Raw genomic sequence first — 22120 nt, 5'->3', positions numbered from 1 at the left:
ATCCCTCACTTGAGCGGCATCATCTGGTGCATCACACCGATGAAATAATCGAGAAACGTACCCATCATCGCTGTGAGCACCACGGCGAGCACCAGGAAGCCCGCGAAGATCGAGAGCGGCACGCCGACAAAATAGACCTGCATCTGCGGCATCAGCCGCGCCAGCACGCCTAGCCCGATGTTGAAGACGAGGCCAAACACCAAAAACGGCCCCGAGAGTTGCAGGCCAAGCCGAAACGCGGCGGCGAAGGCACGCGTCGCGAGGGAAGCGACATCTCCGCTCGACACCGTCTCCCCCGGCGAGAAGATCGCATAGCTGTCGTTCAGCGCCGCGATAACCAGGTGGTGGCTGTCGGTGGCGAACAGCAGCGTCGCCCCGAGCATGGTCAGGAAGTTGCCGACCAGCACGCCCTGCTGGCCCTGCGTCGGATCGACCGAGGTGACGAAGCCGAGCCCCATCTGCTGCGCGATGACGGAACCCGCGACCTGCAGCGCCGCCAGCGTCACGCGCGCAGTCGCGCCCAGCACGATGCCGATCACGATCTCATGCAGCATCAGCACCAGCAGCGGCGCCAGCGAGCCCATGTCGACCTGGTAGGCATTGCGATGCAGCGGCAGGATGATCAGCGTGAGCAGCAGTGCGATCGACAGCTTGATCCGTGTCGGGATGTTGGTCTCGCCGAGCCCTGGCAGCAGCATCACCATCGCACCGACCCGGGCGAAGGCGAGCATGAAGGAGGCGGCGAGCGCCGGCAGCAGCGAGACGTCGATGCGCATAGCCGAATGCCTCGGCTCCAACATTCGCATGCCATCGCGGCAAGCACTTTTGCGAATGTTGGAGCCAAAGAGGCATTCGCAAATATCAATAGTCGTGCGGCTATTGGATTTGACATTCGCCAACGCGACTCGCGGAGCCCCCAGGGCGAATGTCAAATCCACCGCACGACGCATAGTGCCTCAGCCACCGATGATTCGCGACGAGATCCGCATCATGTGGGCATGGAGCGAGTCGGCCATGAATGGCAGCGCCAATAGCATCGTGGCGAAGATGGCGAGGATCTTCGGCACGTAGATCAACGTCTGCTCCTGGATCTGCGTCAGTGCCTGGAACAGCGACACGATCACGCCGACCACGAGCCCGACCACCATCAGCGGCGAGGACACGATCACGATGGTCCAGATCGCGTCACGCGCGACGTCGAGGGTCTCGGGTCCGGTCATTTGCAGAATTCCCTATTCAATCTTCATCCTCGCCACCGCGGCGAGGAACGAACGCCCTCTCCCCCGTCATTGCGAGCGAAGCGAAGCAATCCAGACTGCCGCCGCGGAGAAATTCTGGATTGCTTCGCTGCGCTCGCAATGACGATCGGGGCGAGCGCCAGCGCGAAAAATCAGATCTGCATCTTCATGATGTCTTCGTACGCCGAGATCACGCGGTCGCGGACCGAGACCAGCGTTGAGACGGCGACGTCGGTGTCGGCGACCGCCGTCACCACGTCCATCACATTGGCCTTGCCGGCGGCCATCGCCACCGTCTGTGCGTCGGACTTGCGGCCGGACTCCATCACGCTGCCGACGGCGTCTTTCAGCAGCGAGGCGAAGGACTGCCCGCTCGGCTCGCTGCCCTTGCCGGCACCGCTGTTCTCCAGCACCCGGGCAAGGTTGGCATAGGCGTTGGCGGCGATTGTCGGTGATGCCATGGCTCAAATGTCCTGTTCAGCTCTTGAGGATGTCGAGCGTGCGCTGGATCATCCGGCGCGTCGCACTGATGATGTTGAGATTGGCCTCGTAGGACCGCTGCGCATCGCGCATGTCGGTCATCTCGACCACCGAGTTCACGTTGGGATATTTGACGTTGCCGGTTGCATCCGCCGCCGGATTGTTCGGCTCGTGTCTGACGCGGAAATCGGACTGGTCGGGCTTGATCTTGCCGAGGGTGACGACCTGCGCGTCGAGCGTGCGGTCGAGCGCGGAGGAGAAGGTCGGAACCTTGCGCCGGTAGGGATCGCCGCCGGCGCTCTGCGAGGTCGAATCCGCGTTCGCGATGTTTTCCGAGATCACCCGCATGCGCCCGGCCTGCGCGCGCAGGCCGGAGGTCGCGATCGCCATCGAACGGGCAAAGTCGCTGCTGTCATTCGCCATGATCGGCCTCCGCTAGCTCTGCTGTTCCCGGATCATGCCCTAGCCCTTGCCGATCGCGGTCTTGAGCAGATGCAGGCTCTTCGAATAGAGCGAGGTCGCCGCCGCATAGTCCATCTGGTTGCTGGCCGCCTTCATCATCTCCTCTTCGAGATTGACGGCATTGCCCGCCGGGCGTGTCTCAAAGCCGGCATTCCTGTTCTGGTCGAACCCGGAGGCCGCGCCTGATGGTTTCATGTGCGAGGCGCTGGTAACGGTCATGGCCAGCGGGCCCATCGAGCCCGTGACCGTGCCTGATTTGTCGAGCTTCGGCTCGACCAGGTCGCGCGGCCGGAATTTGGGTGTATCGGAGTTGGAGACGTTCTCGGACAGGACGCGCTGGCGCTCCTGATGCCACTGCATCTTGGTGCGAAGCGCCGACAGCACCGGGAGGTCGTTGATGGACATCGTTGCGGCTCCTTCCGCCGTCGGACTTGTGTCCGAAGCTAGGCAGAATTTGCCGCCTGTATGGTTAACAGGTGGTTAAGAGTACCGCCGGGACATGTCCCCGGGCGGGACACGACCTTGCGATCCCGTGATTCTACGCATCAAAAAGCGGCATTAACCCAACCGCTTGGCGGCACACGCACGGGCCAAGAAGTCGTTTTGGATCGAGCGATTCATAGGTTATTAAGAGTTGGGGACGGCAAAACTTGCCGTGGAACGTTAAGAGATCGCAGTTTGGGGCATCGTACGCCGGTGGTTGGCGCAGCTGACCACGGGCGCGAGAAAAGCGCCATTTGTCGGGGACAAGTATGCAAGGCAGCCCTATCACCTTCATCGTCGCGTTCATCGTCGTTCTGGCGTTGATCGGCGTCGCTGCATGGCTGGTTCGCCGATTCGCCGGCAACCGGATCGGCGCCAACACCCAGCGCGGCCGGATGCCGCGGCTCGCGGTGATCGATGCCGCCGCGGTCGATGGCCGGCGCCGCCTGGTGCTGGTCCGGCGCGACAATGTCGAGCATCTCCTGATGATCGGCGGCCCGACCGACATCGTCGTCGAGCCCAACATCGTGCGCGCCGCGCCCGGCCGCGACCAACTCCCGCAGCGTCCCAACGCCGCCGAACCGCCGCGCCTTGCCCCCATGCCCGATGCCGGCGCTTGGGCCGATGAAGCACCACGGCCCGAACTGCTCGATCATCCCGAGCCGCAAATGCCCGAACCGCCGCCGCGGCCCGCGCGGCCGTCGTTCGCCGACGAAGTGCGCCGGCCCGCGCCCGCCTTGGCCGAACGCCGCGGCGAGCCGGCCCTGCCCGGCTTTCCGCCGGAGCCGCTGGCGCCGCGTCCCGAGCGCGAGCCTCGGCCCGAACCGCTGCCGCCGCGCATTGCCCGCAGCGAGCCGCCGCTGATGCCGCGTCCGCCGCGCCAGAGCGAACCGGCGAAGATGCCACCGGTGCGCGCCGAGCGCGCAGCCGCACCGCCGCCTCCGCCGGTGCCGCAGGCCCCGCCCGTTCCGCCGCCGGCGCCCGCCGCCGCTGCGCCCTCGAGCGCCGAACAGAATCTCGCCGAAATGGCGCAGCGGCTGGAGGCTGCCCTGCGCCGCCCGGCCGGCGAACCGGTCGCCCCTCCGGTTGCGCCGGAGCCGCCGGTCGCTCCTCCGCGCGTTGCACGCAGCGAGCCGCCGGCGCCCCCGGCCCCGCCCGCAAAACCTGCCGCGGAGAAGACCAGCTTTGAAAATCTCGAAGACGAGATGGCCTCGCTGCTCGGCCGTCCGAAGCCGTCTTCGTGAGGCTGCCGGCCCTCCCGCGTAGAGTTCTTTTCCTTTCTGTCCTGTTCGGTGCGGCTTCGCTCGCGATGCCTGCGCACGCGCAGGACATCAGCATCAATCTCGGCGGCCAGGGCGGCGGCGTCACCGAGCGCGCGATCCAGCTGATTGCGCTGCTCACGGTGCTCTCGATCGCGCCGTCGATCCTGATCATGATGACATCGTTCACGCGCATCGTGGTCGTGCTGTCGCTGCTGCGCACCGCGATGGGCACGGCGACCGCGCCGCCAAATTCGGTGATCATTGCGCTCGCAATGTTCCTCACCTTCTTCGTGATGGGCCCGGTGCTGCAGAAATCCTACGACGACGGCATCCGTCCGCTCGTCGCCAACCAGGTCAGTGTCGAGGACGCGCTCCAGCGCGCCTCCGTCCCCTTGCGCGGCTTCATGCAGAAGAACGTGCGCGAGAAGGACCTCAAGCTGTTCCTGGACCTCTCGGGCGAGCCGCCGCCCGCCACCCCCGACGACCTCGCACTGCGCATCCTCATCCCCGCCTTCATGATCTCCGAGCTGAAGCGCGCCTTCGAGATCGGCTTCCTGCTGTTCCTGCCCTTCCTGATCATCGACCTCGTCGTCGCCTCGGTGCTGATGTCGATGGGCATGATGATGCTGCCGCCCGCGACGATCTCGCTGCCGTTCAAGCTGATCTTCTTCGTGCTGGTCGACGGCTGGTCGCTGGTGGCGGGAAGTTTGGTGCAGAGCTACGGGGGGTAGTGGCCACCTCCGTCATGCCCCGCGAAGGCGGGGCATCCAGTACGCCGCGGCTTCTCGATTCAATTACGGCCGTCACGGAGTACTGGATCGCCCGGTCAAGCCGGGCGATGACACTATGAACGTGGCACCCACGATGGGACCACGCAGAGCGCCCCTACCCCTTCACGTCATACTGCTTGCTGAGGTGGTCGCCGATCTGGACCAGCATGGCGACGCTTTCGGGGAAGCCCGGCTTGTCCCGCGTCGCCTGATCGGCGTCGGCGCGGAACTCCCAGCTGTCGCCATCACGGACGATTGAGATGACCAGACCGTCGGGCCCGTCGACATGGGCCTTCAATTCGGCCCGCGCCATGGCGATGAGTTCGGCTTCGGTCTTGGCAGGCTTGCTCATATCGTCCCTCTCCCGGCATGAAGATGCTTCAGGTTGCCGCCTCGCGCGGCGCCTGTCGAGAAGTCCAGAGGTAGCAGGGTTCCTAGCGCGTCATCTTGATTTGCCGCACGGCCGGGATCGTGGGCAGCGAGCCGGTGTGGTCGCTGTCGTCCCTGGCCTGCGGCGAGGCCGGCGCACGGGCCGTGGCGTCGGGGAAGCGCTGCTTCATCTCGCGCAGGAAGCCGTCGAGCGTGTCGACGCTGGCGGCGAGCTTCGCAATCTCGGCGAATTCGGCGCTGGAGGCTGCGGCCGGCTTGCTGGCGATGTCGAAGGCCAGACGGTCGGCGCCCTCGCTCATCAGCGGCGCGTATTTCTCGCGGAAGCGCGACAGGCCGATCGAGTCGTCGGCGAGCGCGTAGCCGACGGCGGCGCGGATGATGTCGCTCTTCTCCACCGCGTTGAGCGGCTTGAAGTCGCGGAAGCGCTCGCCGTAATACAGCTCGATCTGCTCGGCGGACTCGCGCCAGCGCCGCGCCGCCCAGAAGATGTCGGAGCGCAGGCGGAGCACCTCGCGCCCGGAGACGTTGGAGATGATGTCGAGCGCGAGATCGTGACGGCCGACGTCGCTCTGCGCGCGCGCTTCCAGCAGCAGGCGCTGCTGCCTGAGCTCACCGGAGAGATCGCTGATGCGGCTCGCGCGCAGCGCCGAGATCGCCTTGTCGGGCCTGCGGTTGGCGAGATAGATCATGGACAGGCGCGCGGCAACCTGGGCGCGGGCGGCGCCTTCAAGGCGGTGGTCGACCTGGTACTGCAAGAGCTCGGCGGCCTGGTCGAGCAGGTCGATCGAGGCGAGACGGTCGGCCAGACGCCGGATCAGCTCGTCGCCGCGCCGGCCGATCGGCGTCAGCTCGCGAAACTCGTAGAACATGCCGAGCGCCTCGACCACCGGCAGCTCGTCGCCCTTGGGACCTAAGAAGATCTGCGTGAACAGCTCGGAGGCGAGGTCCTGCGCCTGGCGCGAGGCCTCGGCGTTCGGCTGCAGCCTCGTCGCGGTGCGTGCCGCCGTGAGCGCGTCACGGTAGCGTCCGTTCGCGGCGTACAGCTGCGACAGCATCTGCAGCGTCTTGACCTCGATCGCATCGCCGCGCCAGGTCATCGACAGCGTCTCGAGCTCGCGCAGCGCGTCTTCCTTGCCGATCTCGTCGCGCTTCTGGCGCAGCGCGACCTCGAGCTGCTTGGCCTCGGCCGCAGCCAGGCGATCGTTCGAGGCGACCGCAAATTTGTAGTCGTCGAGCGCATCCTTGTCGTGGCCGAGCGCCTCGGCGAGCCGGCCGCGCAACACCGCAAAGCCGGGCTCCGCCTCGGGCGAGACGCCGACGACCTCGAGCTCGCTGCGGCGCTTGGAGGCGCCGGCATAGTCCTTCACTTCGAGCGAAGCCCGCATCGCGTCCATGGTCACGATGCGCTGGATGTCGAGCGGCAGCGAGGCGATGGCGAATTCGACGTTCTTGAACTTCTCGCGCGCGTCCGCCCATTTGCCCTGGCGCGCATAGGCGAGCGCCTTCCAGAGCTGGGAGTCATGGCTGTTGCCGATCACGGGATTGGCGAGGTCCTTCAGGCCCTGCGCCGGCCGGCCGATCAGGATGCTCGCGATCGCATGCATGATCAGAGCGCCGCTCTCCTCCTTGTTGAGAGGATCGGCCAGCATCAATTCAGTCACGGCCTTGGCTTCGTGATACATCGCGCGCGACATGTAGAACTGCGCGAGGTCGAGCCGCGGCAGCGAGCGCATCGCCGGATCGACGGCGGAAATCGCCATCACAAGATCGCTCTGCCGCGTCCAGAAATTCTCCGACTGACCCTTGCGCCAGCCTTCGGGGCTGAAGATCGGGCGCACCGCGGTCGGCGCGCGTTCGGCGGAGATGTCGACCGGCGATAGCGTCAGCCCGCCCTTCTTGCCGAGAATGACCTTGTCGGCCCCGACCTCGACGCCGACCTCGTCCGAGTTCGGCCGGATCGCGATGCCGTGCGCGGATTCCAGCAGCGAGAGATCGACGAGATCCTGCCGCTTGATGAAGCCGCGGACCGGCCGCTGCGCGGTGACGACATAGAGCGTGTCGCCGGCATCGGGATCGGTCAGCTTGTGCAGCTGGCCCGGATTTGCAAAGGGGATCGCGATGTTGGCGAGGGCGGGATCGGTGATGTTGCGCGACATCATCAGCGGCAGCGGCGTCGCCTGGATCTTGTCGGCGAGCGTCAGCAGCCAGTTGGTCTCCTTGCCGACCTCCTCGCTCGTCAGCGAGTAGACCAGCGGCCGGGTGAGACGGATGCGCACCGCCTGTCCCTTGTCGAGCGGAATGCGGCCGACCTCCCCGATCATCGCGCCGCCCTTGGTGCGGATCGCCTCGACGTCGATCGGCTTCGGTGTATCGAACACCAGCCAGATGGTGTCGCCGCGGCGGAACGCCGCCGCAGGGGTCGAGACCTGAAGCGGGAACGTGACACGCAGGCCGTCGCTGTCGCGGCGCGCATCGACGCTGGCGACAGTGGGCTGCGGCGCTGCCGGCACCTCGGCAGGCGCAGCCTTCGTGGCTTCCTTGACCGGCTCCTTCGCAGCTTCCGTCACGGCCTCCTTGGGCGCCTCGGCCATTGCGGGCTTGGCAGGCGTAGCCGGAGCTTCGGCAACGGGCGCCGGCTTCGCGGCTTCCTTGGGCGCTTCCGCCGCGTGCGCAGCTTCGACCGCCGGCGCCGGTTTCGGCGCTTCCCCGGCGGGCGCTTCCGGCTTCACCTCGGGCTTCACGTCGATCTTGGCTTCGCGCGCGATCGTCTCCGATGTCGGCGGCGTAATCTCGCGACGGACCTCCTTCGGCGTCTCGGCCGCCGGCTTTTCAGGCGCAGGCGCCGGTGCGTGGCCCGCAGGCCTGGCCTGCGCGATCGCCGCCTCCGGCGTCATGGCCGTCTTGCCCTTGTCCGGCTGGAAGGAGACGTCGACGACGTAGTTCTTGTCGTCGCGGAAGGAGTGCACGTCGGAATCGCCGATCAGCGCGATCTCGACGCTGGTCTGGTCGATGTCGGCCTTCTGCTTGATCGAGGCGACGTTCGGCGGCGCGGCGACGACCGCGTCCGCGAGATCGAAATTGAGGTTGGCGTTGAACATCAGCGTGAGCTTCTGCTCATTGAGCACGGACGACACGCCGACGCCGTCAGGCATCTCGAACACGAAGCGCACGAAGGTCGGCTGCACCGAGGCGCGGACGCGGATCTGCGGTCGCTTCTTGGTCTCGGCCGCGGCGCGCTGGGCGCGCAGCGCCCGCTCCGCGATACGCGCGCGCTCAGCGAGCTCCTTGACCACGTCCATGGGCAGGCTCGGCGGCGGCCCCTTCCAGCCCTCCGGCAGGAGGTCGATGAAGGTGCGCTCGCCGGCATTCATGGTGTTGACGGTGACGCGCCGCGCCAGCGACAGGCGGATGGCGTTTCCGTCAGGATCGCGGCGGGCGGAGTTGACGTAATCGGGCGCGCCTTCCGGCACGCGGTCGACGGGAACCTCGACGGGACGGTCGAAGCGGATGATGAGGATGGAGCCGGCCGTCGTCACCTCGGACGGAACATCCTCGCCGAGCTTGATGACGAGGCGGGCAAAGCCGCCGCCGACCGAAAAACTCGCCTCACCCCTGACAGCTTCGGCCGCCCGGCCGGGCGCCGCGAGGCCGATCAGCAGGCAGGTTGCCAGCACCGGCGCCTTACGGACATGCTGCGATAGCCCCAGCGCCAAGGCGCGGGCTCGCGACACAAATCCAGCGGCAGCCTCTCGCGCCATTTGCGGCATGTCTTCCGGTTCGGCGGTTCACGCCGGCAACTGGTGCCGGCCGATGCCCTCGAATGTAGGTTTTGCCAATTAAGGACTTCTTAAGTATGAGCCCTCAATTCGGCTTTTGCGTCGGCTTGCCGTCGATCTTGGGCAGATCGCCGGCCGACGCGGATTGGTCGCCACCGCCATTGGCGCGGCGGGCCATCTCGACCGTGAGGCGCTCGGCGGCCTCCGGCGACATCAGTCCGAGGATGTCCGACATCTTTCGCGGCGCAATCGCCGAGGCGATCTCGATCAGCACACCCATCTCCAGCCGGTCGAACACCCGCGCGGCGTCCTTCGGCTTCATGCCCTCATACATGGTGACGAGGCCCTTCATGCGCTGGGCTTCGGCGGCCTTCTGCTCGGCCTGGGTCGCCGAGATGCGGGTTTCCACCGCCTTCATCTCCTCGACCTTGTTCTCGATGCGCTTCTCGGCGGATTTGAGCAGGCTCTCGCGAATGTCGATCTCGCGCTGGCGGGCCTCGATCTCCTGGCGGCGCGCCTGCAGGCGCTCGAGGATCGCGCGCTCCGATGCCGAGACCTGCGGCTGGCCTTCCTCGACCTTGACCACGGGACCTTCGGGCTTGGTCTCGGGCGCGGTGGGCTTGGGCGCCTCCTTCGGCGCGCCATGGGTCGAGCCGGTGATATCAGGGTCCTCGCGACCGGTCGGGAAGTTCAGATTCTCCTGTGCCCAGGACTTTTTGACCTGTTTCGGCTGATAGTCGAAGACATAGCCCCCATTGATCACGAGGCCCGCGACCTTGAGCGTGGCGAGACCTGCGACGGCGATCAGGACGACCGGAATGACGCGGATGTTACGAAAGGACTTCATACCCTGACTTCATGCGGCAAGGCCGTTGGATCGACGGCGCTCGGAGAAGGCTTCGGCCGCAGCCGCCACCGCCTTCGCCGACGAGGGTTTTGCGACGGGTGCGGCAGCGGTTTCCGGATTGGTCACGGGGCGCGCGGCGATCGCGATCTTGGACAGGCGCCGCACCACGTTGTCGGCTTCGCCGAGCTGCTTGTAGAGCTGGTCCGACATCTGGGTCGCCGCCGCGAGCTGGCTGCCGAGGTTCTCGTTGACGTCGCGCACGGCGAGCTTCAGCCCGCCGATCGCGCGCTCGGCGATCTCGGTCGCGGTAATCAGCTCGGCGATGACCGCCTTGAGCGAATGCTCGTCCGCCTTCAGCCGCGTCAGCCGCTTGTTCAGCAGGATACAGTAGCCGATCGTGAGCATCAGCAGGATAGCCACCAGCGTCTCGATCGCCATTCCCAGGGAGTGGTTCATGGGGCCTCCATCATCTTGTTCTGCTCGTCAACCTTCTCGAACATCGCAAGTGTCGTACTTGGCTTGCGCAGGGGTTTCGTCACGCGGATCGCGACACGGTCGCCGACCCGGCCCATCCGCCCCTCGGTCAGCGTGACGTCGCCGCAGCGCACGGTCACGTTGGCGTCGGCGCGCATGTCGAGCGGCAGCGTGTCGCCGACCTTGAGCCGCATCAGCTGCTTGAGCGGAATGTCGGCCTCGTAGAGCACGGCATCGACGGCGATCTCGGCCTGCACGATCTCGGTGGCGAAATGGCCTTCCCAGATGGGGTCGCGGCCGAACTTTTCGCCCATGAACATCTGGAGCAGCACGCCCCTGATGGGTTCGATGGTCGCGTAAGGCAGCAAGAGCTCGATGTTACCGCCGCGGTCTTCCATGTCGATGCGCAGGCGCACCAGGATCGCGGCGTTGGCGGGACGGCTGATCGCGGCGAAACGCGGATTGGTCTCGAGCCGGTCGATCGTGAAGGTCACCGGCGACAGCGGCCGGAACGCCTGCTCGGCATCGGCCAGCACCACCTCGACCAGGCGCTTGACCAGCTCGGTCTCGATCGTGGTGTAGGGCCGGCCCTCGATGCGGAGCTGGCTGGTGCCGCGGCGGCCGCCGAGCAGCACATCGATCATCGAGTAGATCAGGTTGGAATCGACCGTCGCCATGCCGAAGTTTTCCCACTCCTCGGCCTTGAACACCGAGAGCACGGCGGGCAGCGGGATCGAGTTCATGTAGTCGCCGAAGCGCACCGAGGTGATGCGGTCGAGCGAGACTTCGACGTTGTCGGAGGTGAAATTGCGCAAGGACGTCGTCAACAGCCGCACCAGGCGGTCGAAGACGATTTCGAGCATCGGCAGACGCTCGTAGGAGACCATCGCCGAATCGATGATCGCGCGAATGCCGGAATGATCGTCGAGCGTGACGTCGCCGACGGTGAAGCCGAGGAGATTGTCGATCTCCTCCTGCGACAGCACCCGCTCGCCGGAATTCTTGCCGTTGCCGAGGTCGCGGCTGCCGTCCTCGACCATGGCCGCCCATTGCAGGGCCATGGTCTCCGATAGTTCGTTTTCGGCAGCGGCCTTCGCGGCCTCCGCGGGATCCTCGGAATCGAGCGATGCCTCCCATTGGGCGGCAATCGCATCCTGGTCCATTTGCTCGTTGCCGGCCATGACGCTAGCCTGTTGCCTTCCGCAGCATCATCACTGGATCACGACTTCCTTGAACAGCACTGCGCTGACCTGGATCGGCGCGACCGCCGCGTTGACGCGCTTGGTCAGCTCTTCCTTGAGACGGAAGATGCCGGCGGAGCCGTTGAGGTCGGAGGAGCGCAGTTCGCGCACATAGGTCTGGAAGATGTCGGTGACGCGCGGCATGGTCGGCTTGATCGCCTCGACCTGCTTCTCTTCCTTCAGCTCCAGCACGATCTTCAGCTTCAGATATTGCACGCGCTCGCCCGGCGCGCCGGCGAGGTTGACCATGATGTCGGGCACGTCGACGAAGGCCGGCGGCTTCGGCGGAGGCGCCACCTCGGCATGATGCTCGTCGTCGCCGTGACGGAAGAAGAAGAACCAGGTCGCGGCACCGGCGCCGAGGATGGCGAGCAGGCCGACGGCCATGATGATGAGCTTGAGCTTGTTCCTCGGGGGAGCGGCTTCTGCGCCCTCAGCGCCTGCGCCGCCTTCCGCTTCATTCTCTGCCATGGTCGCTTAGGCTCGCTCATCTCTTAAAGGAATCGAAAGAGCGAAGCCCCCTGGCAGACAGTGACGCGATACGAATGTCCCAGCGCAATGCGCTCCCCTTGCACGCAAACGCTACGGTAATAATGGTTAACGGTTTCTTTCGATTGGGCCCCAGCTAGGAAAAATCTGCCGGGCAAACATGGCTAACAGAACCTTTCTGCCGCCTCCCCGCGCCCTCGAAAAATACACAACACATTGAAATTTCATAATTTTTCAGGTTGGCATGGCTTTCGCTGAGAGAGGGCCGAGACCGAACGGTTTGGGAGAACCAGGCGGTCTCGTTCACGGGGTCCGCCAAGGCGCTTGGGAGAGCGAGGTGGCAGATCTCACTCAGGGGAGATCCTCCGATGCAGAACGCGCTTCTGATCGGCTTGTCACGGCAAATGACGCTGGAACGGCAGATGGATGTCATCGCCAACAACGTCGCCAATGCCAACACCAACGGCTTCAAGGCCGACCATTCGCTGTTCGAGGAGTACCTCAACTCGAACGCGCGTGAGGACAATTTCGTCGGCTCCGACCGCCGGGTCTCCTATGTGCAGGACCGCGGCACCTTCCGCGACGTCGGCCAGGGGCCGATGGAGCCGACCAACAACCCGCTCGACATGGCGATCGACGGCAACGCGTTCTTCGCGGTGCAGGCCAACGGCGCCGAGCGCTACACCCGCGACGGCAAGTTCTCGCTCAACAGCACCGGCCAGCTCGTCACCTCCGACGGCAACCTGGTGCTGGGCACCGGCGGCCCGATCACCTTCCAGCCGACCGACCACGACGTCAACATCGCGCCCGACGGCACCATCACGGTGCTCGAGGGCACGGCCAGGACCGACTCGATCCGCGGCAAGATCCGCATGGCCTCGTTCGACGATCCGGCCAACCTGACCAGGCTCGGCGCCAACCTCTATGCCGCAGGCTCCGCGAACCAGCAGGCCGACACCAAGTCGACCGTGCGCCAGGGCTACATCGAGAAGTCGAACGTGAACTCGGTCGGCGAGATGACCCGCATGGTCGAAGTCATGCGCAGCTATACCGCCATCGCCAACCTGCTGCAGCAGCAAAGCGATCTCCACAAATCGGCGATCGAGAAGCTCGCCGACGTTCCGGCCTGATTAGGAGAGAACTGACATGCAGGCGCTTCACACCGCAGCGACCGGAATGGCGGCACAGGAACTCAACGTTCAGGTGATCTCCAACAACATCGCCAACCTCCGCACCACCGGCTTCAAGAAGCAGACCGCAGCGTTCCAGGACCTGATCTACGAGCACGTGCGCCGCGTCGGCGCGCAGGCCTCGGACCAGGGCACCATCCTGCCTGTTGGCGTCGACATCGGCGGCGGCGTCAAGACCGTCGGCACCCCGCGCAGCATGACGCAGGGCACGCTGTCGCAGACCGGCAACGACCTCGACCTCGCGATCTCGGGCGAAGGCTTCTTCAAGATCCTGATGCCGGACGGCACCTATCAGTACACCCGCGACGGCACCTTCCAGATGGACAATCAGGGCCGTGTCGTCACCGCCCAGGGCAACCCGGTGCAGCCGACCATCACCATCCCGCAAAACGCCTCGGGCATCACCGTGAACGAGCAGGGCCAGGTCTCGGTCACGTTGCCGGGCTCGTCGACCTCCTCGATCATCGGCACGATCAACGTGACCCGCTTCATCAACAAGGCCGGCCTGCAGCCGGTCGGCAGCAACCAGTTCACCGAGACGCCGTCCTCGGGCCCGCCGCAGGACGGCACCGCCAACACCGAAGGCTACGGCAAGGTCACGCAAGGCAGCCTGGAGCAGGCCAATGTCGACGTCGTCTCGGAGATGAGCGACCTGATCGCAGCCCAGCGCGCCTACGAGATGAACGCCAAGGTCATCAGCGCCGCCGACCAGATGATGCAATCGACCACGGCGCTGTTCCGCTGAGGTGATGACGATGATCCGCACCACCCTTGCCACGATCTCAGCTCTCCTGCTGCTGGCAATGCCGGCAGAGGCCGCCGACGACGGCATCGCCGCGCCGACGCTGCGCGCGAACGTCACCGTGACTTCGGATGTGGTTCGGGTCGGCGACCTCATCGACAATGCCGGTTCGGCCGCGCTGATTCCGGTCTACCGCTCGCCCGACCTCGGCACCACCGGTGCGCTGCCGGTCGCGCAGGTCCTGGGCGTGCTGCGCGCAAAGCAAGTGATCGGCGTGATGACCGGCGACATCAAGGAAGTCCAGGTCACCCGCCTTGCCCGCACCCTCGCCAACAAGGACCTCGAAAACGCGGTGGCGTCCGCGCTCGAGCGCCGCTTCGGCCTTGGCGATGCCGCCAACATCACCGTCACCTTCGACCGCGGCGTCTCCGACATGCGGCTCGACGCCTCCAACACCGGTGCGCTGCAGCCGGTCGCAACCCGCTACGATGCACGCAGCAGCCGTTTCGACGTCGCCTTCGAGATCACCAACGACAGCAACCCGACGCCGACCAAGCTGCGCTTTACCGGCACCGCAATCGAGACCGTGGAAGTCGCCGTGCTGACCCGCGACATCGACCGCTCCGACATGCTGAAAGCCTCGGACATCTCACTCGAGCGCCGACCCAAGGCCGAGGTCACCGGCGAGCCCGCCTCGCGCGATCGCACCATCGGCATGCAGCTGCGCCGGCCGATGCGGGCGGGCACGCCGATCCGCGTCGCCGACATCGTCAAGCCCGACTTCGTGCAGCGCGACCAGAGCGTCACCATCATCTACGAGGTGCCGGGCCTCTACCTCACCACGCGCGGCAAGGCGATCGAGAGCGGCGCCGAGGGCGACACCGTCTCCGTGCTCAACCTGCAATCCAAGCGCACGCTGACCGGTGTCGTCACCGGCCGCGGCCAAGTGACGATTCAGGGCGCCAGCCAGTCCGCGCCGATGGCGCCGGCGGTCGAGCAGACCTCCTCGCTCAAGCGCGACGAAGCGCCCGCGCCCGTCGACACGGCAGCCCTCGTCCGGAGCCTGGTCCAGGCCCCCGCGTCGCCGGCCCAAGCGACTCAAGCTCAGGTCGCACAAGCCCAGATCCCGCAAGCCCGCGTCTCGCAAGCTCCAGCCAAGTCAGAGTAAGTCATGTCCCCGTTCAGTTCGGCTTCCCGTCTCCGTCGCATCGCGATCTCTGCCCTGCTGCTGGCCTCTTGCGCGCTGGGCGGCTGCTCCTCGATCGACCGCCTGTCGCAGATCGGCGAGCAACCGAAATTGTCCGCGATCGACAATCCGACGACGCAGCCCGGCTACAAACCGGTGCAGATGCCGATGCCGAAGCCGGAAGTCGCCTCCTACAATCCGAACTCGCTGTGGCGCAACGGCAGCCGCGCCTTCTTCAAGGACCAGCGCGCCCACCAGATCGGCGATCTCCTCACCGTGACCGTGAACATCACCGACAAGGCCAACCTCTCCAACGAGACCCAGCGCAGCCGCACCGCCTCGGAAGATTCGGGGATTACCGATTTTATCGGCAGCAAGACGGTCACGCAGCCGCTGAAGATCCTGCCCGGTCGCCTTCTCACCACCGACTCGTCCTCGTCAGCCGACGGCAAGGGCTCGGTCAACCGTACGGAAGCCTTGCAGACTAACGTCGCGGCTGTCGTGACCCAGGTGCTGCCGAACGGCAACCTCGTGGTCGAGGGCAAGCAGGAGATCCGCGTCAACTACGAGATCCGCGAGCTCGTGGTCGCCGGCATCGTCCGCCCCGAGGACATCCAGAGCGACAACACCATCGATTCCTCCAAGATCGCGCAGGCCCGCATCGCTTACGGCGGCCGCGGCCAGATCATGGACGTGCAGCAGCCGCGCTACGGCCAGCAGGTCATGGACGTGCTGCTGCCCTTCTAAGCTTCTTTAAGAGCTCCCACATCGTGTTCGCGAACCTAGGCGCGAACGACGGTGTACTACGCGGCCCTTGCTAGCTCCCCTGGCAAGGGCCGCATGTGTTTTGCCTGCGCCGCGGTAGCGGCGCAGGTCTCTGTTAGAGGAGCGCGATCCCGCGGGCTTGCCCCCACCGCTCCAGGACCTTGCGCTCCCCGGCGTGCGGCGCGCGGTTTGCAAACCCGCGAACCTGAACCGCCCGACAACGAGGATCGAGTTCGATGGTCAGCAGCCGCTCGGTACGACCGCTGGCGCGGCGGCGTAGCGACCAGATCGACGCGTGGCCCGCGATGCACTTTGCTGCGTAGGTCGCGACGCAGTGGCGCATAGCGCGCGTCTCAGCCACAAGATCGGCGGCGGTCCGCAGCTGGATGACGACATACTCCTCGCGCCTGCTACGATCCTTGAACGACAAGGTCCACGACCAGTCGGCGATCGCAGCACCTCGCCACGCGTCGTCGACGGGGACCGCCACCAGCCCACGCGCACGGTTCCGCGCAGCCTCGGCACGACGGCGTGCAGCCTCAATGCGAGCGACCGCTTCGAGATCGCGATGCCACTCGCGCATCTGCCGACCAAGCGAAGTCAGCGTGCGCCCCTTGAGGCTGAACGCTGGATCCCGCCGGTAGCAAGCGGCGAGGTAATCGTGGAGGTCGTCCATCTCCTCGACCGTGGTGGGATGCGCGCAGAAGAAGCGCACCACCTCGCGCCAGAAGCCGTGCTCGGCGCGGGGCGTCTGTGTGATCCTGGTGCGCGCGATCCGCAGCGCAACGCCGGGATCGTTCGCGTAGGATCGCGCGATCGCCTGCCAGATCGCAGCCTCGAAGCCGAGACGTCCCAGCGGATTGAGGAACGCATGGAGTTCCTTGCGGGACAGCCACGCGTTCGCACCTGCGCCGTGCAGCGAACCGCCACCGGCCGCCACCACGTACCAGCGCTTGCGCAACGCGATCTCGTCGGCGTCCAGTCCCGCGGCGTCGATCCAGATCTGCTCCAGATGTTCCGCAACAGGATAGCGCGCGAAGAGATAGCGAGCCGCGGCAAGACGAAGACGCGCGGCATCGCGAGTCTTCATCTGCGGCTTCCAGGCCTGGGCGTCGCGCACAACGTCGGCCTCGAAGCCACGCCTGGCCTCGTAGATCGCGGTCTCGAAATCCGGTGGAGGGCGCGTCCGCTGCGACACGTGCCGCAGCGAAAGCTCGTAGGCTTCAACCCGCGCGCGCTCGGCCTCCTGCCGGCGCTGAATCAACGAATGTGCCATTGTCGTTCAACATGATTGGATGACTGTCAGCCGGACGCACTGAGAGCGTCGGCACGGAACGTGTCGATCGCCACAAAGTACTCACAGCTGGTCTCCTCATTGTTGAACGCGCAGGTTGAATGGGACGGGGCTCATATACCCGATCGCCGGCGGGCGCAAGATGCGTCCCGTCTGAAACTCAGAAATTGCACATCGCGAGAGAGGCTCGCGACATTTTAGCAACGCTGTTGTCTCACACTCCGTCATTGCGAGCGCCTTGTCCGCCGAAGCTCGAAGAACGAAGGCGGAAGCGAAGCAATCCAGGATCTCTCCGCGGAACGACTCTGGATTGCTTCGTCGCGAAGAGCTCCTCGCAATGACGGTGGAGAGAGTGGCTGTCTCATCACGCCGCATCCGCGACGGCGCGTATCTCCAGATGCACGCCGGTCTCCTTTTGAAGCGCATGGATCACCGCCATCAGGTTCTCGGCCGTCGGATTGCCGCGCGGTCCGAACATCCGCATCAGGCTCTTTGGCGGACGGTCAAGCACTTCGCTCAAGCGCTCGAAACCGATGGTGGCGTTGATGTAGGTCCTCAGCGCGGTGCGGCCGTAGTCGACATCCCCCTGCAAAAGCCCCTGCATCGCCTCCTGAAACAAGGCCTCGCGAAAGGCGGGATCGCGCCCGGCCCGCGCGCGAATGGTCTCTTGAAAACTATGGGTCAATGGCATCCGCCTTCCCTCATTTCCGCTTGCGCACCTTGTAATCGCGCCACCGGCGAAGCGCGACACTGATATCGGTCTGCTGCCGCTGCTTGGTGCCGCCACCCAGCAGGATCACCAGCACGCTGCCGTCCCATCCGAAATAGACCCGGTAACCGGGGCCACGATTGATCTTCAATTCAGCAGCGCCCTCGCCGATCGGCTTCACGTTCGAGGTGTTTCCATCGGCAAGCCGTCCAATTGCAACGGAAACGGCAGCGGCCGCCTGCGCGTCGAGCCCGTCATGCCAATCCCGAAACGGGCTGCGGTCGCCGATACGATACTCAGCTATTTCGATTTTTGGTACCATATTAGTTACCAATTTTCAATTTCAGAATTTTCGGATTTCAGAAATTTCTGTTGACAGGCTCCGGCCATCTCATTATGTTCCTGTTTTGTTCCATTCCACAAGAGGGGCGTATCGCGATCGTCACGGAACGCGGAATGGAATGCGGTGGCCGCGACGGCGTCGGCGCGCGAGGTTGGCTGCAGGGCGGGAAACCGTGAGCGGCGACAGGCGCGATACGACACGGCGCTGACAGCGTCTTCGCATGGCCTCGACGGTGAGCGCACGCCAGCCGTGGAGGGCCCAGCGAGGATGCGCGCGGACGGAGAAGTCGTGTGGTCCTGACGCCCGGGGTCTGTGCGTCAAGTCATGTGGTGATGTGCGGCCAACCGGCACGCGCATCGATCATCCGCAAGGCGACGGGGGCAATAGTGCATCGCTCCCCGGGGAGAGCACGAAGGACACCGTTAAAACCATCCGCGCAGGGAAGGCCGGGATGTCCCGGCGTCACCTGTGGTCCACCCGTGCGCGTTTTATCCGCACACGGGATTGCGGGTGCCAGCCGGCGCCCGGCCTTCCCTGCGCCTTCTTGATCTTCAGGATGGCGCGACGATTGCAAAACTCGGGCGGAAGATGCCGCGAGCATGCGCAATCGTGTCCGCGATCGGGGATGTTCATTGAAGGAGCGACGCCCTTGCCCCAATCTCCGTCAGCGCAGCGAAGCAATCTCAATCCAGAATCTTTCCGTAGTGGCAGCCTGGATTGCTTCGTCGCAAGTGCTCCTCGCAATGACGACGGAGGGAGATCACTTAAACTCCGCCTCCACCACGCCCAGCCCGTCCAGCTCCATCCGCACCTTGTCGCCGGCCTTCAGCCACAGCGTCTTCACGAGGCTTCCGGTGAGAACCAGCTGCCCCGCATGCAGCGCCTTGCCCTCCGCGGCGAGATGATTGGCGAGCCAGGCGAGGGCGTTGTGGGGATGGCCGAGCACGTCGGCGCCGGTGCCGTGGCTGACCTCCTCGCCATTGATGATGGCGCGGCCCTTGACCGCTTTCAGGTCCGGCACCGATGAGCGCGGCACGGACGGCCCCAGCACGCAGCCGGCGGCGAAGAAGTCGTCGGCGATCAGCGTCGGCGCGCCCATCGTCTCCCATTTTACGTAGCGGTCGTCGACGATCTCGATCGCGGGATGGTAGGACTCGACCGCCTCCCCGACCCATTCGGCCGTGAACGGCGCCTCGCCGGCGGCGAGCTCACGCTTGAGCCGCACCGCGATCTCGCATTCGACGCCGACGCGGACATATTTGGAGGCCAGGAGCTTCGCACCGCTCTCATGCACGCCCTTCTGGAACACACCCCCACCGCACGGATGAGGGATGCCGATGTACTCCTGCATCACCTGGCTGGTGCAGCCGATCTTGTAGCCGACGAGCGCCCCGACATGCGGCAGCAGCAGATCGTGCAATGCGCGCTGCACCTGGTAGCCCTCGGCCTCGTCGGCCGGTGGAACCTCGAGCGCGGCAAGCGGCGCATGGTTACGGCGCGCCAGCGCGATCGCCTTTGCGGCTTCGAGAATCTTGTCCATCGGCGCCGCCTCCCACGCTACGCAAATCGAGGACAGCACTTCAGCATCCCCGCTCCGGCCTGACAAGCGCGGGCGTCGGGCGGCCTCACGGCTTGACGAGGCCAAGCCGGATCAGGCTCTCGGCAGTCACGAGGATCGCCTCATCGTTGGAGCGGGGCTGCCAGCCAAGCAGCGAGCGCGCCTTGGCGCTGGTGGAATACCTGACACGTCCGAGCATCGGCACGACCGCGCGCAGCAGCGGAATCCGGTTCGCGGCGAGCCGCACCAGCCAGTCCGGAGCCTGGAGCCGCGGAACCCGGCGGGCGGCCGGCCCCAGTTCCCGCCGCAGCACCCTGCCGATGTCGAGGATCGACATCGTCTGCCCGGAGACGGCGATGAAGCGCTCGCCTTTGGCCCGCGGCGCCGTCATCGCCCGCAGATGGAGATCGGCCACGTCGCGCACGTCGACCACGCCGAAATAGACCCGCGGCACCGCCGGCATCGCACCGTCGAGCAGCGATTTGACGATCTCGATCGAGCCGGAGAAGTCCGGCCCCAGCACGGGGCCGAAGATACCGGCGGGATTGACCACCGACAATTCCAGCCCGCCGCCCTCGCGCGCGACGAAATCCCAGGCCGCCCGCTCGGCCAACGTCTTGGACTTGATGTAGGGCTGCACGTCGACGCCGCCGAGATTGGTCCAGTCGGTCTCGTCGAACGGTTGCTCGCGCGGCGGATGGCCGTAGCCGATCGCGCCCAGCGACGAGGTGATGACCACCCGTTTGACGCCGGCCTCGCGCGCGGCCCGGAGCACCCGGAGCGTTCCGTCCCGGGCCGGGATGATCATCTCGTTCTCATCCTTGGGAACACTGGTCGACAGGGGCGAGGCGACATGGAGCACGTAGTCGCAACCCGCAGCCGCCTCGCGCCACCCCTCATCCCGGACGAGGTCGGCCGTGAGGAAGGATACGCTCTCGGGCGAAGCCGCCCCACCCTCGCGCAGCATGGCCAGCACGTCGTCACGCCGGTCCGGCCGGCGCACCGTCGTCCGCACCGCGTGGCCGGCGGCCAGAAGTTGCAGGATGACATGGATGCCGACGAAGCCCGACCCGCCGGTGACCAGAACAGTGCTCATTGCCAAATTCCCCTCGCTGCATGGGCCGGCAAATTGGTTCCACAAAGGCCCTGCTCAAGGCCGCATCTGGTCACTATGTGCTTGCGGACAAGTAGAATGAATTTCGAGACCGGTATGGAAAACCTGACCAACCCTTGCGACGGCGATTGCGATTGCAGCCCCGACCCCACTTTGCTCGCCGACTTCAAGCGGGCCATCCATGCCCTCGGCGGCAAGTGGAAGCTGGAGATCCTGTTCGCCCTGATGAACGGCGCGGTTCGCTTCGGCGCGTTGCGGCGGTCGATCGGTGGCATCACCCAGCACATGCTGACCACGCAACTGCGCGAGCTCGAGCAGGACGGATTGGTGTCACGCACCGTCTTCGCGGAGAAACCCTTGAGGGTCGAGTACGAGCTGACGGATGCGGCCTACGGCCTGCTCCCGGCGTTTAAGGAAATATTGAGCTGGTCGAGGCTTTATGGGGACGCGCGCCGCGTGGCGTCGCGAGAAGCCTGATTGCTGCGATGCTTGATGCATCTGGATCAGCGTCTCAGCTCCCGAGTCGATCTCGTTGATGCGACTCGCAAAATCTCCCGCACCTGAAGTGAAGGCTGTTTCTCATCCGAACTCACGTGAGCTCGGAGGAATCGAGTCTAGCCCATTGATCGCGATTCACTTTTCGCGATTGCGCTCGCGCGTCGATGGCCGCGGTGGCAAGCGACAGGCAAAATACCGAGTACGGCGCGAAATGGCGCCTTGCGTCCAAAAACAAAGAGCCGCATCGCTGCGGCTCGGACCTTATTCGTCGCGATAAACCTTCTCGCGTTTCTCGTGGCGCTCCTGCGCTTCCACCGAGAGCGTCGCGATGGGCCGGGCTTCGAGCCGCTTCAACGAAATTGGCTCGCCGGTATCCTCGCAATAGCCGTAGGTGTTGTCCTCGATACGCTGGAGCGCGGCGTCGATCTTGGCGATCAACTTGCGCTGGCGGTCGCGGGCGCGGAGTTCGATGGCGCGGTCGGTTTCGGACGATGCCCGATCGGCGAGATCGGGGTGGTTCACGTTCTCCTCCTGCAGAGCCTGCAGGGTGAGCTTGGACTCTTTGAGGATCTCATCCTTCCAGGCAAGGAGCTTCAAACGGAAGTACTCCTTCTGCCGGTCGTTCATGAAAGGCTCTTTTTCGGTCGGTCGGTAGTTTTTCAACTTTTCCAAGGGCGGCCTATCTGTCTAAGCAACGACTCGCAAACGGAACGGGGTCCGTTGAGCGGGGCGTTATATAGCGGCCTCCTGTGACAGACAATATTTCCTTAATCACTCGGTTACCGCCCCCAAACCCTTGCACAGGAAGG

At 65.3% G+C, this 22120-nt stretch carries 24 protein-coding genes; 7 read left to right on the top strand and 17 right to left on the bottom strand.

All coding sequences use genetic code 11. The annotated features are described in order from the left end of the window. Positions 1-5: 5 nt before the first annotated feature. From fliR to flgB, 5 genes are all read right to left on the bottom strand, one after another. Entirely contained in the window at positions 6-776 is a 771-nt protein-coding gene (gene fliR, locus GGD63_RS06720; RefSeq protein ID WP_183240188.1) for a flagellar biosynthetic protein FliR, read from the bottom strand. Positions 777-956: 180 nt separating this feature from the next. Further along, positions 957-1220, bottom strand: a complete 264-nt coding sequence (fliQ, locus tag GGD63_RS06715; protein ID WP_028180904.1) for a flagellar biosynthesis protein FliQ — start codon at positions 1218-1220, stop codon at positions 957-959. Between the two features lie 170 nt (positions 1221-1390). Continuing rightward, positions 1391-1699: a flagellar hook-basal body complex protein FliE gene (gene fliE / locus GGD63_RS06710; protein ID WP_183240186.1), complete on the bottom strand. Its 309-nt coding sequence runs from the start codon at positions 1697-1699 to the stop codon at positions 1391-1393. Between the two features lie 16 nt (positions 1700-1715). Next, complete coding sequence (gene flgC / locus GGD63_RS06705; RefSeq protein ID WP_183240185.1) at positions 1716-2141, bottom strand: flagellar basal body rod protein FlgC; 426 nt, start codon at positions 2139-2141, stop codon at positions 1716-1718. A 39-nt stretch (positions 2142-2180) separates the two neighbouring features. Further along, entirely contained in the window at positions 2181-2585 is a 405-nt protein-coding gene (gene flgB / locus GGD63_RS06700) for a flagellar basal body rod protein FlgB (protein ID WP_183240183.1), read from the bottom strand. A 347-nt stretch (positions 2586-2932) separates the two neighbouring features. Here flgB and GGD63_RS06695 point away from each other — a divergent pair, with 347 nt between their 5' ends. Then, positions 2933-3907, top strand: a complete 975-nt coding sequence (locus GGD63_RS06695) for a flagellar biosynthetic protein FliO (protein WP_183240181.1) — start codon at positions 2933-2935, stop codon at positions 3905-3907. Then, complete coding sequence (gene fliP, locus GGD63_RS06690) at positions 3904-4656, top strand: flagellar type III secretion system pore protein FliP (protein ID WP_183240179.1); 753 nt, start codon at positions 3904-3906, stop codon at positions 4654-4656. The genes GGD63_RS06695 and fliP overlap by 4 nt, the downstream gene beginning before the upstream one ends. 154 nt (positions 4657-4810) lie before the next feature. On the opposite strand, the gene GGD63_RS06685 is transcribed toward fliP, so the two are convergent. From GGD63_RS06685 to fliL, 6 genes are all read right to left on the bottom strand, one after another. Beyond that, on the bottom strand, positions 4811-5047 hold the full coding sequence (locus GGD63_RS06685; protein WP_183240178.1) for a hypothetical protein: 237 nt from the start codon (positions 5045-5047) through the stop codon (positions 4811-4813). An 82-nt stretch (positions 5048-5129) separates the two neighbouring features. Further along, positions 5130-8843 (bottom strand): tetratricopeptide repeat protein, encoded by a 3714-nt coding sequence (locus tag GGD63_RS06680; RefSeq protein WP_183240176.1) that lies wholly within the window; start codon positions 8841-8843, stop codon positions 5130-5132. 103 nt (positions 8844-8946) lie between these two features. Continuing rightward, the gene (locus tag GGD63_RS06675) at positions 8947-9708 is read right to left on the bottom strand and encodes a MotE family protein (RefSeq protein WP_183240174.1); all 762 of its coding nucleotides are present in this window, start codon (positions 9706-9708) and stop codon (positions 8947-8949) included. A gap of 9 nt (positions 9709-9717) precedes the next feature. Then, positions 9718-10164, bottom strand: coding sequence for a DUF6468 domain-containing protein (locus GGD63_RS06670; RefSeq protein ID WP_183240172.1), 447 nt, complete (start codon positions 10162-10164; stop codon positions 9718-9720). After that, on the bottom strand, positions 10161-11363 hold the full coding sequence (fliM, locus tag GGD63_RS06665; protein ID WP_183240170.1) for a flagellar motor switch protein FliM: 1203 nt from the start codon (positions 11361-11363) through the stop codon (positions 10161-10163). Before fliM ends, GGD63_RS06670 begins: the two co-directional genes overlap by 4 nt. 30 nt (positions 11364-11393) lie before the next feature. Further along, a complete protein-coding gene (gene fliL / locus GGD63_RS06660) occupies positions 11394-11894 on the bottom strand; it encodes a flagellar basal body-associated protein FliL (protein WP_183240169.1) in 501 nt (166 codons plus the stop codon). Between the two features lie 386 nt (positions 11895-12280). Here fliL and flgF point away from each other — a divergent pair, with 386 nt between their 5' ends. The 4 genes from flgF to flgH are packed head-to-tail and all read left to right on the top strand — an operon-like array spanning position 12281 to position 15777. Next, a complete protein-coding gene (flgF, locus tag GGD63_RS06655; protein WP_183240167.1) occupies positions 12281-13042 on the top strand; it encodes a flagellar basal-body rod protein FlgF in 762 nt (253 codons plus the stop codon). A gap of 16 nt (positions 13043-13058) precedes the next feature. Next, complete coding sequence (gene flgG / locus GGD63_RS06650; protein ID WP_183240165.1) at positions 13059-13847, top strand: flagellar basal-body rod protein FlgG; 789 nt, start codon at positions 13059-13061, stop codon at positions 13845-13847. Positions 13848-13857: 10 nt separating this feature from the next. Then, positions 13858-15012, top strand: coding sequence for a flagellar basal body P-ring formation chaperone FlgA (gene flgA, locus GGD63_RS06645; protein WP_183240163.1), 1155 nt, complete (start codon positions 13858-13860; stop codon positions 15010-15012). Between the two features lie 3 nt (positions 15013-15015). Beyond that, positions 15016-15777 (top strand): flagellar basal body L-ring protein FlgH, encoded by a 762-nt coding sequence (gene flgH, locus GGD63_RS06640; RefSeq protein WP_183240161.1) that lies wholly within the window; start codon positions 15016-15018, stop codon positions 15775-15777. A gap of 133 nt (positions 15778-15910) precedes the next feature. On the opposite strand, the gene GGD63_RS06635 is transcribed toward flgH, so the two are convergent. From GGD63_RS06635 to GGD63_RS06615, 5 genes are all read right to left on the bottom strand, one after another. Further along, entirely contained in the window at positions 15911-17071 is a 1161-nt protein-coding gene (locus tag GGD63_RS06635) for a PcfJ domain-containing protein (protein WP_183240159.1), read from the bottom strand. Between the two features lie 382 nt (positions 17072-17453). Further along, on the bottom strand, positions 17454-17780 hold the full coding sequence (locus GGD63_RS06630) for a DNA-binding protein (protein ID WP_183240158.1): 327 nt from the start codon (positions 17778-17780) through the stop codon (positions 17454-17456). A gap of 10 nt (positions 17781-17790) precedes the next feature. After that, entirely contained in the window at positions 17791-18120 is a 330-nt protein-coding gene (locus GGD63_RS06625; RefSeq protein WP_210315664.1) for a type II toxin-antitoxin system RelE/ParE family toxin, read from the bottom strand. 781 nt (positions 18121-18901) lie between these two features. After that, complete coding sequence (locus GGD63_RS06620) at positions 18902-19681, bottom strand: 2-keto-4-pentenoate hydratase (RefSeq protein WP_183240156.1); 780 nt, start codon at positions 19679-19681, stop codon at positions 18902-18904. A gap of 85 nt (positions 19682-19766) precedes the next feature. Next, on the bottom strand, positions 19767-20795 hold the full coding sequence (locus GGD63_RS06615; protein WP_183240154.1) for an aldehyde reductase: 1029 nt from the start codon (positions 20793-20795) through the stop codon (positions 19767-19769). Between the two features lie 96 nt (positions 20796-20891). Here GGD63_RS06615 and GGD63_RS06610 point away from each other — a divergent pair, with 96 nt between their 5' ends. After that, entirely contained in the window at positions 20892-21290 is a 399-nt protein-coding gene (locus GGD63_RS06610; protein ID WP_183240152.1) for a helix-turn-helix domain-containing protein, read from the top strand. Between the two features lie 282 nt (positions 21291-21572). Here GGD63_RS06610 and dksA read toward each other — a convergent pair whose 3' ends face one another. Continuing rightward, positions 21573-21938 carry an RNA polymerase-binding protein DksA gene (dksA, locus tag GGD63_RS06605; protein ID WP_008554760.1) on the bottom strand — a complete coding sequence of 122 codons (366 nt, stop codon included), beginning with the start codon at positions 21936-21938 and terminating at the stop codon, positions 21573-21575. Between the last annotated feature and the right edge of the window lie 182 nt (positions 21939-22120).

The organism is Bradyrhizobium sp. cir1 (genome assembly GCF_014198245.1).
Taxonomy (GTDB): Bacteria; Pseudomonadota; Alphaproteobacteria; order Rhizobiales; family Xanthobacteraceae; genus Bradyrhizobium.
This window is presented reverse-complemented; position numbering and strand designations above follow the sequence as displayed.